Genomic DNA, 12950 nt, shown 5'->3' on the forward strand with positions numbered 1-12950 from the left:
CAGGCCTGATCTGTGCTCAATACTCCTGAATTGAAAAACAGAGGCGGGCGCAGCGTATCGCTTTTATAGAGACATCAGTTATCCCGGCGCAGCGAGCGATCAGAAAGTGGATGTTTGCGTTCAGGAAAAAGCGCAGTGCGGCTTGCGTGCAACGTCTGGACTTTCTTTGGGAATCCCGTGCAACAAATTTCCGACACACACAACAGGTAATAAGATACATATGAAATGTTGGCTGTTTCACACAGGCCTGATAAATGCACATTCAGTTCGGGCGAGGTTTTACCCGGAGCCCGCAAGCTGTGACGCAGAATAAATTGTTAACGTGGAGGTGTGTTATGGAAAGAGCCAAAAGGTCATCGCCGGTCATACGTACCATACTGTTGATGCAGTTATTCGGGGGTGCATTGACCAATGCGTATCCCGCACTGTTTGTGCTTTTGTCCACAGGCGTATTGACCAATGCATATCCCGCTATACGGGAGGTCGGCCCGACTTTCACGTATACCACGATCACCAGTGCAGTGGCTGCGGCTAATGCCAATGACGTGATTCTCATCCATGAGGGCGTATATCCGGAAACCGTGACGGTGACAGGAAAGACCAATCTTTTCATTAAGGCCGCGCCGGGAGAGCATGTTCTCATCACCGGTTGCAACACGTTCACGAATTGGCTGGTTGATACTGCAAACAGCAATATCTACACATCAAGGTTGAATAGCATTGATGTAAATTTGGATCATCCGGATGTTTTCATTAATGGAAAGTTAATGGCCCCGGCAGCATGGCCGAATCTTAACCCCGAGGATTTTCACTACAACTGGTGGGGTACAAACTCATATGCTTTTAACGGCAATAACGGCACAGCGACGGTAGGTATCGTCACGGGCAGTGCCGGCAATTACTGGGCTGGCGGCACCTACCTTGGGCTCAACGGGATGGCCTGGGTATCCATTGAGGGAAAGATCGTCGCTTCCACCATTTCGGGACTGACCTGCAGTAATCTTACAACGACCTACTGGAAGGATCCCGCTAACACGAAAATGGTTGGCTTGGGGCAAGGAATGATCCTGTTTCATACCAACGCATTGGATTCGGCCGGTGAATGGTATTGGGATGCTGGATCTAAAAAGCTTAGCCTGTATGGCGGCAATCCAGGCACCAATGTTCAGGTGCGCGTCCGCGCATTGGGCATGAAACTGGACAAATGTAAGAATGTCACTGTGCAGGGTCTGAACTTTCGCGCAGCGAGCGTAAAACTGGTTGGCACGACCAACTGCAGTCTGCTGGATTGTTCGGTTCTGTACGGAACATCTTTCTATGACCGAACCAACCAGACCGAAAATGCGGGCGAGTATTCCATTTCTACAGACAACGCGTGTATCAGTAACAAGGTGACGGGTTGCTATGTGGCACATGGCTGGGGCGGCGGTATTTTGGTAGCTGGGGGCGGCATGCTCGTCGAAGATTGTGTCATTGAGGATTTCGACTGGAATGGGGGATGGCAGGCGGGCATATTTTTCAACAGCGGTTCTACGAATTGCACGGTCAAACGCAATACGATCAGCAAAACGGGAAGGAGCGCCATTTCGGGAGTCCCATCAGACAGCCTCATACGATACAACCGGCTTAGTGACACCATGATTCTCAGTCGTGATGGCGGCGCGATGTACCTGAAAGAGTCCACTGGCGGCTATGGCCGATTTCCCGCCGACGTCGCATACAATTGGATTGAGCACTGTTACGATTTCATTAATCGCCGCCACGGTGTTGTGAGTTATAACGTTGCGACGGGACTCTACAGTGATAACGGTTCTGACGCGTTCAGATTTCACCACAACGTGATTTGGAGGACGGATGAAGGGTTGAGGCTTAACGGACAGCCGGGTCTCGATTCCGTTACAAATGCCCGAGTTTATAACAATACCATCTGGGACATATCGGGGTTTCCCATGGATGGTCTTTCCACAGATTGCACGCTGAGCATTAAGACCTACAACAATTTAGCCATGACAAATCACTGGGTGGGCGACGATATCAGAAACAATATGACGAACACTGCGGCAAATCTTTTCGTCGATTCAACCCCTGACGAATTGATCGACTTCCGGCTCAAGGCCGGCTCGGTGGCAATCAATTTTGGTACCGTCGCAAACGGCATTCCGGCAACAGATGAATATCAAGGGACAAACCCCGAGGCAGGAGCCTATGAGTATAGTTCCGGCAACCTCATGGACAAATGGGAGGCGGGCGCAAACAGCCGTTATGTCGCCATTGACGAATTTGAGACCGGCGGCATCTCAGGGGGTGGAGGCTGGGTCAGCAGCTGGACGCTGACAGGACAGGCTTTCATTACCAACATCGCCGGACGCACAGGTAATTACGGCCTGATGTTGCGCGGATCGGCTGGAAGCGATTCTGCTGCGCGGACGCTTAGTCTAAAAAACCTGATGGTTCCCTCCCTGACGTTCTGGTGGAAAGCAACCGGGTTCGACGGTGCGGGCGAAAAGGTGACCGTAAAAATTATCGACGGGACGGTTACCAATACGGTTAAAACCATCACAGGAAAAATGGCGGATGGGTACTGGCACTTCGCCACGATCGATCTGACACCCTTCCATTTTACCGGTGCCAGCCAGTCTTTGATTTTTGATGCCGCAGGCCTTAGCGGTACAAGCGATACCCTCCGAATGGATGAGCTGACCATCAATGAGTACGGAGCCTGTCCGACGGCATGGTGGCGCATGACGGGCACAGAGAACACGGCGATCAGCTCGGTGGGTAACTATGGAAATAATAAATCAATCGGCTCGGCTTTCGCCGGCACTGGTACGCCGCGTTACGGATATGATGTTCCGGATAACAGGAATATAAATGAACCGCTGAGCGGAGTAAATTATACGAATATCTCCTGCTTTGGTAATGCCGTATCCAACAGCCTTGTGGTAAGCAATTGCACGGTATTCCTTAGCCGCGAATTCACTATAGAGTGTTTTGTCAAGCTGACCACTAATGCCGCATTTGGCTGGGGCGGAAACGCTATCGTTTCCAAAACAAATACCAGCTCGACCGCCTCATGGGCGTTGCTGGTGTATGGAGGAGCAGGCATCAACAACGGATGCCTGTACAGCCAGCTCAATGACGGTGTAAATAATTACTGCTCGGTTATCAGCACAAATCCAATAACCGACGACCAGTGGCACCACATCGCCATGACGGTCAAAGGGAATGATTCGTCGCCGACTGTAAATACCTATCTTGACGGCGAATGTTTTTCTTCGAAATCGATTCCCGCAAGCTCGGTGGCCGGAATTGTAGAAACTTCTGGGAATCTGGTTATTGGTAATATGACAGCGGCTGGTTTGGTCAGTGCTGAAATTGATGAGGTGCGCTATACCGCCCGGGCGTTGGATGTAACCGGATTTCTTCTCAATTACTAGTGCGATATCCCGGAGATTGTTTTCAGCGCATGGAATGCGTCCATGAAGGAATGATTCGGTGGATAGCGTAGTCGGGGAGATGGCGGCACCACAAAGTGCGGCCTTCTTTACTGTGGTGCAAAAAATCGAAAGTGATCTACAGATGAAAAAGTTTATAACACGAATTGAAATATTGCTTTGTTTTGCCAGCGCCTTGGGAACAGCGGCGGCCGCGAATCTGAACGAATGGACATTTGAACAGGATGCCGCCGGGATCACGCTGTCGCAGGCGGTAAACTCCGGAACCGATCAAGCCGCATTCGCAAACGGCGGATCAGGATTTCTGGAAACGGACGGCGCCGGGAGTCTGCTCTGTACACATACCGGCGGGGGAACAAACGGCATGTGGTCCAGCGGAGCAATATTGGATGCCAATGTGACAGATAGTTTTTCGGGCATTAAATATCTACGATGTGATTTCAGTTATGCTTTGGCAGATTCAAAGCATGTCGGCGGTACAGTTCTCGGGCTAAGTGTGGTCGATAGTTCAGGCACCAATGTTGCCGGCGCGGTTTTTTCATGCGACTGGGGAGGCACCAGTATCCCTGCGGAACACCAAGCGGATGTCGTTGCAACCAATTTGTATAACTCCGGCAGTATCTCCATGATTGTGAAGGTGGATATGGATGCCAAAACCATGGCCTTCTGGTACAACTTGACCGGGTCGAACAGTTTCGATGAACATAATCCTGTCGCAACGAATGTTCCGATCAATCTCACATCAATTGATAAACTGCGGTTTCAAGCCACCGGCGACTTCCGGCCCGCCGGTTCAACGGATTATGCGGCTGTGGACAATATTCGTACCGCTGCGACCTGGGAAGAGATTGCCGCGCCGATTCCGGCCGTCATTCCTTTTACGGTACACGCTCTTTTTCATGACCATATGGTTTTGCAGAGAGATATGAATGTTCCTGTATGGGGCCGCTCCAACCCCGGTAATGTGGTCACCGTCAAGCTCGATGGCGTGACGGTCGGTACCGCAACGGCGGATTCCAATGGCCGGTGGCTGGCAAAAATCGGATCACATGCCAACGATGGCGGACTTCCGCATATCATAGTGATTTCATCGGCCCAATCTCCTGACATTCAGATTAACGATGTAGTATTCGGAGATGTGTACCTCGCTTCCGGCCAGTCCAATATGGCAAGACCCATGATTAATGGCATTACCGGATACGCCGAAGAGGCGGCCGAGGCGGATGCATACCCGATGATTCGTCAGATTACCGTCGCTACGAACAGTTCGACGACAGAATGGGATGAGCCGGTTTTTAGCTCAGGCTGGACGCCGTGCAGCGCATCTTCCATCGGAAACTTCACTGCAACCGGTTATTTTTTCGCAAAAAATATGTATCTGAAAACCGGAGTGCCGGTTGGACTGTTGCTTTGTGCATTTGGCGGGCAGCAGATTGAGCAGTTTGTGTGTCCGGCAGGTATCGCCGCCGTACCGGAGCTTGCGGGCATGCGGCAATATGAGGAACAGGGGCTTGTTACGGGTTTCTATGACATTTACAACGCTATGGTTGCTCCGCTGATTCCTTATGGGGTGCGCGGCACCATCTGGTATCAGGGAGAACGCAATGCCAACAAGGGTGACGGAGATATTTATCAATACCTGATGCGGGCTTTGATGCGCGGTTGGAGGCAAAACTGGGGGCAGGGCGATTTCCCGTTTTATTTTGTCCAGTTGCCGAACTATATTGCGTCCGCCAGTTGGCCGGAACTGCGGGAAGCGCAGACGCGGGCCATGTCAGAGACTAATACCGGCATGGCTGTACTCATTGACGTGGGAAATGATGAGGACATTCATCCGGCCAACAAATTCGATCCAGGCTTTCGTCTGGCACAATGGGCACTGGCAAAAGATTTTCAGCAAAAAGTTTCCTATAGCGGGCCTCTATACCGCAGTTCGCTGATTGAGGGGTCACAGATCCGGATCATTTTCGATTACGCCTCACCCGGGCTGATGGCCGGATCGAAAAACAGCACCAATCCGGTGGTGCCGGTTGCCGGGCCTTTACAGAGTTTTGAAATTGCCGGATCGAATAAAACCTTTGTGAATGCAACTGCGGTTATAGATAAAGATACGGTCGTCGTTTCCAGCCCGGCGATTCCCGCGCCGGTCTATGTGCGCTACTGTTACGCCAGCGCACCGGCGGGTACCAATAAACTCTATAACACCGATGGGCTTCCGGCTTCGCCGTTTCGCACCGATGCGACATATAAACTGGATGTGAAATCGGGCACCGGAACTTCCATAGGGACAGCTCCGGGCACACAGATCGGCATCGCGGCAACCGCTCCCGCTGCCGGACGGGTATTCGATCGCTGGATCGGTGGCGCGTCGGCAATCGACCATCTCAATGAACCCAATGCAACCGTAACGATGCCTTCACACGACTTGTACCTGCTGGCAACCTATCGGAATACTAATGCTGCGGTTTACACCCTTACCGTCAACAGCGGGTTTGGCGGAGGCACCTCACAATCCGGTTCCATCCTGAACATCGAGGCCTCATTGCCTCTGAACGGAAAGCAGTTTGATCACTGGGCTGGCGACACACAGGACGTTGTGAATGTGGCCGCATCAGCCACCACACTGCGGATGCCGACGAACGATGTCACTGTAACAGCAGTTTACCGTACGGTGGACAGTGTTGGTGACGGCATTACCGATGCCTGGCGGGTTTTGTATTTTGGAGGCGACGGCACAACGACCAACGAACAGTCTGCCGCCGCGGCCGACCCCGATGGAGATGGAATGAATAATCTCCAGGAATACAAGGCAGGCACCTCGCCGATGGATGCGCTGTCTGTTTTGCGGCTTAATGGATCTTTTTCCGGCGGCACCGCCGCCCTGAATTTTCAGAGCACCGGCAGTTGCCGGTACCGGCTGGAAACGACAGATGATCTTACGTCGTCCGCATGGCAGACCTTGCTTTACAGTATCGACGGTAACGGCATGCAGAAATACGCCGGGCTCAGCACGGAAGCGGCTTCAAAAGGGTTTTACCGCCTTCGCCTGATAACCGAATAATGGTGAAGCCGATGAGGTTGCCGGAGGCTGTTCAAACACGTCTGGTTCGGAATCCCGATGTCAGAGTTGATGGCGAAAATCCGGAAAATATATGACACAACAGTTGTTCGATTGAACACACCCGTAAGATCGCTTATTCCGTCTCGAATTTTTATAAACGTCATCGTTAATTTTATTGGCGGCTTCTGGACTCATGGCTCGAGTGAAGAAACGGGCATAACCAGAAGTGAAAAAATGAAACAGAGAAAAAGGAGAAGAGTATGAAAATGCAGAGAGTCATCGAATGGTTGCCTAAACTTACAACCGCAGGGATTGCGTTCGTCGCGATTCTCTTTGCGGCCTTGCCGCTTCAGGCGGGGATTATCCTGAGTCAGGATTTGAATACAAATACCAACGGGATTTCTCTCGTAGCGGGTGGTGGAACGGCAGATCGCACGGGAACGGAATCTACCATCACAGCGGTTGTGGGCGGCAAGAGTATTGTTCTCAACAATACAAGTGCTACTGGAAATCCGACAGCTACTGCTTCGTTTGCTGTGGATAATACGAATCAGTCGCTGAAAATTTCGTTCGATTATTTCTCCTCGGTAGCGGCGGGCACATCAGAAAACCCATCCTTTCAACTGAGAAATGCTGCTAATTCTCCGGGGATTCAGTTAGTAATGAAAAATGCGGTTGCTGGTGCAGACCAAGGTAAGTTCGGCTATCACAACGGAACAGCTTTTCAATATTTCAATGTCGTGTTGGCCACAAACGATTGGTACAACATAGAAGTTATTGCTTCAGCGCAAAGTGCTGCTGTTAAAACATTTGATCTGAAGGTTACCAAGTCAGACAATACGGTTGTGATCGACCAGACTGGCCTTAGTTTCCGGAATCAATTAGCAAACTATTCTTCTGTGCAGTGGTTCTATAATGCGGCTGTCAGCGGTACGACCGGAAGGATGCAACTCGACAACATCGAGATATCTTCCATTCCTGAGCCGGCTACGATATCCATGCTGGGAATCGGAGCTTTCTGTGTAATGCTTATGCGCCGGTCTTTGTCTTCCCGCAGCTGAGGAAGCAAGGGGGTTCTCAGAGGTATTCATCCGGATACCTCTGAGTTTTTTTAGGAGGCACTGGCTCCTTCTTTATTTTTGACGGGAACCGAAAATTACAAAGGGAGAAAGCATGAAAAAAGCAGTATTCTTGAGTCTAACCCTCTTCGGTGCGTGTGCAGTTCAAGGAGCCGAGCCGGTAGCGGACGGCTTCGAAACTTATACCATCGGAAGTGCGATTCCCAATGGATCCAACGGCTGGACCAATCTTTTTGTTACAGCCACTCAGGGCGGCAAGGTGGTTGCGACGAACTCGGCCTTCGGCACAGGGTCTAAGGTGCTCCAGTTTAAGGATACGGATTCAAACAATAGCGGTAATCCTTCAGTTCAGAACAAACGCACGCAAAGTGTGACCGAGGATGTGATCAGTTTTGATTTCTGCCTGAACAGCTATCTGCAAAATCCGATATTCCATCTTAAAAGCGGTGCTATTAATGGAATATCACTGACGCTCTGTTCGACTGGCAAGTATTTGCAATATCACAATGGAGCTGCATTTGTTGATCTGATCAATATGACGAACAATCTAGGCAAGTGGTACCGGGTTGAGCTCACGGTGGCGGATGTTACTACTGCTTCAGATACCTTTAATATGCGCATTCTGCAGGCAGACGGCGGATCGGGAACGGAAATCGGCAGCTGGACGAACCTCAGCTTCAGAACCGGCGTTGCCAGTCTGGATAGAGTTGAATTCGGGATGAACAGCACGGCCACCTCAACGGGTGGTGATTATTATCTGGATAATATTCAGGTGGGCCGACAGGCCAGACTGGCTCTAGTTCTGATACACTAATCGAATAATTCATTTCAGATGTGCGGTTCTTCAGAAGAGGCGGGAATAATTTTATGAAGAATAGGGGAATCGCAGATACAGAATCACCCGGAACCGGGTCGAAGGTTTACCGTGTCGGTACATTAATTTATACTTTGCCGACGTTGCTGACGGTGATGTTCTGGATGTTGCTGGGAGATCTTTGCCTTCAGATCATGGAGCAGTTGCCGGCCTCTCTCGTTCCATTGCAACTCCGGTGGGCCACGGCCTCAGATACCTTGATCGGGTTTGTTTCCGGTAGTCTCCCGGCGGTGCTGGGGCTTCTGCTCAATCCGGTGATCGGTGTTCAGAGTGACCGCTACCGAAGCAAGTTGGGGCGGAGACGTCCGTTTCTGCTGTGGAGCACGCCCCTTGTGATTGTTGCTCTGCTGGGACTTGGGTTTGCCTCGCCCATCGCATCGGTTATCGGCGGATGGGCGCACGCGCAGTCCTTGGAAGCGCTGAAGATCGGATGGATCAGTGGTTGCATGGTGGTCTTTGTGGTGGCGAACACCTATATCATGCAGGTCTATCAGTTCCTTTTTGTGGACGTGATTCCCACGCAAGTCATGGGGAAATTTGTCGGCTGTTACCGTGCCATCGGGGGGCTGGGAGCTTTTGTTTTCCACCGCTTTATGTTTGGTCAGGCCGAAACCCGCACGGCGATGATCTATGTGATCTCGGCGATCCTTTACGGAACCTCCTTTTTCCTGCTGATTTGGAAAGTGAAAGAGGGAAGTTACGGCCCGCCGCTCCCGAAGCAGACTCTGGCAAAAACAACGACAAGTTACTTTGCTGAGTGTTTTGGCAACACCTTCTATCTCAAACTCTATTCGCTGGCGTTTTTCTTTTGGAGCGCGATCGTACCGTTCTGGACGTTCCTAGTCTTTTTTGGCACGAACTCAGGTCAGAATTCCGGCTATGCAGCTACTTTGGGACTGAGCCTGACGGAATTTGGCCGCGTGCGGGGCTGGTGCGCGCTTGTGCAGGTGCCGGTTTTCTTTCTGATCGGTCCGTTGGTGGATCGTTTCCATCCGTTGCGGGTGGGACTGGTGGGACTGATGCTTTCGAGCCTGACATTTTTTGCCAATTTCTTTTTTGTGCATGATCAGGCGGGCTTCACGCTTTGGCTGATCATCAATTTCTTAGCCCAAGCGGTTTACTTAGGGGCTTATCTGGCCATTCTGCCTCGGCTTCTTCCACGCCAGAAATATGGCCAGTTTTTTACGGCCAATCAATGCTTCGGCTTTATAGGGGTCGCTCTGGCTCCGGTGCTGTGCGGCTGGTTGCTGGAGACCGTAAAGGATTACCGCTTCATCTTCGTCTGGTGCGGAGCCTGTACGTTGGCTGGATTTATCATGTGTCTGCTGCTCTATCGCCACTGGCTTGCGCTGGGAGGAGATGCCGGATACCGGCCTCCCGGATACGAACTTGATCCGGAAACCGCCGCACCTCCGGCTTCCCACTGATACGAAATTAACTTAATGAGTATTTTTTACCACCCGCTTCGCAGAGCAGACATCGGAGCAAGGCAGAGAAATTTTCGCAACAAACGAAACCGATTCTATCTGATGGAGTCGAATATTCTGATAAAAATAATTTCATATGACTTCTGAATTCAACCTCTGACCCTCTCGGATATCCCTCTAGCGAAGCGGGTGGTAAATAATATTTTCGGGATCTCGATCAATTCCCGAAAACGCTACTTTGCAAAGCCGACTCGAGCGGTTTCAAAAATTCTATAGCCGTTCTTTTCTTCTGTGGGTGCGGACGGTGGCCGCGCCTGTACCGAACATCATGCGGTTTTGGTATCACAACCAGCCGTGATGATTAACGAACGCATTGAACGACAAAGACATCTCTCTAAGCTGGTATCTTTTCGATATTTATCGGTTGCGATAAAGTGGGTTTTTTTGTCAAAAACCACCAAATTAATATTAATAATTAACTTGCGGCCATGGTCATTTGAGTTTACAGAGGGGGTGTCTCCGGTGGGCATTTGTATGCCTTCGGAAAGGCGTAGAAGAAGGGTTCAACTCGATATGGATTAGGGAGAGAGAGAAGCGAAAATCAGTTACTAAAAAGAAGGGTGGGTTGTTATGAACGGTATGAGTAGACGATGTAGGTCTGTGAGTATACTTGTTTGGGCGGTTACCTTATTGCTGTTCGCCAGAGCATCGGCGACGGTATCTACGTTTCAAACGGCAAATGGTAGTTTCGCAGCAGCGGGGAATTGGTCGGACGGTTCCTTTCCGGTCAGCGCCACGGTTACGGGGTGTGTGCCGGTCAATGCTTATCTTGCCGTCCCAGCCCTTTCTTCGCAGTCGTTCTTCTACATCGGGAAAGGTGGTACAGGTTCTATCGTTACCTTTAAGAGCGGCAGCCAATTCGTCAGTACCAAGGATTTGTGTATTGGTGACACAACCAACGGCACGCTCGTCGTGGAGGGGGGCAGTCACTCGATTCGGAATTTGAAGGTTGCAAGTACGGCGGGCACAACGGGCAGCGGCACTCTGAGGTTTGTTACCAACGGAACCTTGACGGTTACAGGCAATGCGGTCGTCGGCTCCAGCGGAGTTGGCACGATCGTGTTTGATGGAGCAGGGCGTCTGGTTGTATCCAACGGCGTCGGCTTATACCCAACAACCGGCGGCGACGAAACGGTTTTCAAGTTCAACGGAACGACCAACAGCGGGCTTTTAGAGATATATAAAGGCAACGGAGGGACGAACTGGAACGGGCACACCATTGTACTGGATATCGGATACACTCCGGCAGCGTTTACTAATACATTTCTGAAAATCGTCGGAAGCACGTTTCCTCTGAACCAATTTTTAATTGTGAATGAGGGGCGGTATTTTTCTGCCACGGTGACAAAAGTAACGACCGGCAGCACGAATTCCTACGTTTTGACTCAGCAGAAAATTACAGAATTCCGTTCAACTGCTGAATTAACAACACTCCTGGATGTTTTTCCGGTGAGCCCCTGTCCTTTGACCGGGGGGAATCAGACCTTCACGGCCACAGAGACTTATACGAACAGCGGTTCTTCCTGGTGGGTTCCATTTTCTGAAGAACACGTATTTCAGGCCCGCCTGGTCAATATACAGTCCAACAACGCCGTGCCGCCCGTGTATGACAGTATGCGTTCCTGGGATCTGCGCATTGGTAAAGGGGGGCAGATTTATTCGCTGAAGGGTAGTTTCGGCGAGGCGATCCCTCCGCAGTACCGAGGTTTAGATATACCGACCGCTTATGATCGAGTTGTTGCATACGGGCCATATTTCGCTCCGTGGGTGGACGAAGTTTTTCAGACTGTTTTTGTGGATTCGACACAGAATGTTACGACTGATCCATATTTCCATCATCAGGCAGGCGTATATCTGGTGGATACCAACGCAGACGCTAACGGCGGGGGTGTGGTTCCTTTTTACTCACCTTACCTCGGCGGACTTGCAGACATTTCGAAGAGAAACTACAGGATTGTCAGCTGGCCGCAGCAGGCGCATATTCCCACCACGTTTGCATCAGACCTCATCTGTTACACGGAATACCGGGATGTCGGGCAGGGTATTCTGGAGGTAAACCATCTTGTTTATAATTTCGGCTGCTATACGCAAAGTTATATCAATCTTCCTTGGGGCGGGGTGAGGCATACTTCGTTCGGGAACTATTTCATCAGCAATCCAGACGGAACGATGCGGCCGGCTGATAGTACTGAAACCAACTTTAACGATACGGCTGGCTGGGCCCTGTTATGCCATGGAACAGGCCCCTCCAGTGATACGATCGGAATCGTATTTGGGAAAGATGCTGACCCGTTGAAATCAGGGCAGACTGCCAAAAGCCGCTGGGGGAATGGATCTCCAGATATTGTTACACCCTCTGGAACCCCTGAAGATGAATGGCGAAACTATTTCAGAATAATGACAGTCCGAAAAATGAGGATCAAGCCGGGAGAAACCTTCTTCGGCCGGTACTATCTGGTGTTCGGTCGGCAAGACACGGTTACCAACAACCTGATCGGCCCTTACGGACTGGTCGCCAATTGTGACTATAGTGTGTCTTCAATAACAATCGGTGAAGCGCAAACCATGAACTGGTATCAAGCCGCGAGCGGGTTGCCCACGACCGCAGTTAACGGTTCGATCATTGCAACCACCTACAATAAGCCGGTAGCCGGGAAAAAGCCTCTTTTCGTTATAGAGAACACCTTAACCGGGGCAATTTCTTTGACCAATAATCCCTATGCGCTCTCCGATAAGCCGTATGACGGAACGACAAAAATCCTCGGCTTCTTAGGGTATAATTAAAAGTACGAGAGCGGATTCGAAAATCGCTGTAGACAGTTACGGACGGCTTAAAGCCGTCCGTAACCTTTTTCGAGCATCGTTTGGCATCTCATGCCGATCCTGTTTCCATCATGGAGGGACGGCGGCCTCGCCGTCCCTGATCGCGGCTCGACTGAGCTCACCGCAGTCCGACAGGTTGGCCGATTTTCTGTAGCCGAGCACGGCCTGCCC

Annotated in this window: 6 protein-coding genes; all 6 read left to right on the forward strand. The window is 50.9% G+C overall.

Annotated elements, in window-relative coordinates:
- Positions 1-335 precede the first annotated feature (335 nt).
- The 6 genes from HOO88_08510 (at position 336) to HOO88_08535 (ending at position 12740) form a co-directional block, all read left to right on the forward strand.
- Entirely contained in the window at positions 336-3437 is a 3102-nt protein-coding gene (locus HOO88_08510; protein NOU36797.1) for a LamG domain-containing protein, read from the forward strand.
- A 142-nt stretch (positions 3438-3579) separates the two neighbouring features.
- On the forward strand, positions 3580-6516 hold the full coding sequence (locus tag HOO88_08515) for a hypothetical protein (protein NOU36798.1): 2937 nt from the start codon (positions 3580-3582) through the stop codon (positions 6514-6516).
- Between the two features lie 260 nt (positions 6517-6776).
- Positions 6777-7577, forward strand: coding sequence for a PEP-CTERM sorting domain-containing protein (locus HOO88_08520; GenBank protein ID NOU36799.1), 801 nt, complete (start codon positions 6777-6779; stop codon positions 7575-7577).
- Between the two features lie 112 nt (positions 7578-7689).
- The gene (locus HOO88_08525) at positions 7690-8409 is read left to right on the forward strand and encodes a hypothetical protein (protein ID NOU36800.1); all 720 of its coding nucleotides are present in this window, start codon (positions 7690-7692) and stop codon (positions 8407-8409) included.
- 53 nt (positions 8410-8462) lie between these two features.
- Positions 8463-9896: an MFS transporter gene (locus tag HOO88_08530; protein NOU36801.1), complete on the forward strand. Its 1434-nt coding sequence runs from the start codon at positions 8463-8465 to the stop codon at positions 9894-9896.
- A 660-nt stretch (positions 9897-10556) separates the two neighbouring features.
- The gene (locus HOO88_08535; protein NOU36802.1) at positions 10557-12740 is read left to right on the forward strand and encodes a hypothetical protein; all 2184 of its coding nucleotides are present in this window, start codon (positions 10557-10559) and stop codon (positions 12738-12740) included.
- Positions 12741-12950 lie beyond the last annotated feature (210 nt).

It is taken from the genome of Kiritimatiellaceae bacterium, assembly GCA_013141415.1.
Taxonomy (GTDB): Bacteria; Verrucomicrobiota; Kiritimatiellia; order Kiritimatiellales; family Tichowtungiaceae; genus Tichowtungia.

Excerpts from the sequence above, each read along its gene's own strand:
- HOO88_08510 (NOU36797.1), top strand. The coding sequence starts at position 336 with ATGGAAAGAGCCAAAAGGTCATCGCCGGTCATACGTACCATACTGTTG.
- HOO88_08515 (NOU36798.1), top strand. The coding sequence starts at position 3,580 with ATGAAAAAGTTTATAACACGAATTGAAATATTGCTTTGTTTTGCCAGC.
- HOO88_08520 (NOU36799.1), top strand. The coding sequence starts at position 6,777 with ATGAAAATGCAGAGAGTCATCGAATGGTTGCCTAAACTTACAACCGCA.
- HOO88_08525 (NOU36800.1), top strand. The coding sequence starts at position 7,690 with ATGAAAAAAGCAGTATTCTTGAGTCTAACCCTCTTCGGTGCGTGTGCA.
- HOO88_08530 (NOU36801.1), top strand. The coding sequence starts at position 8,463 with ATGAAGAATAGGGGAATCGCAGATACAGAATCACCCGGAACCGGGTCG.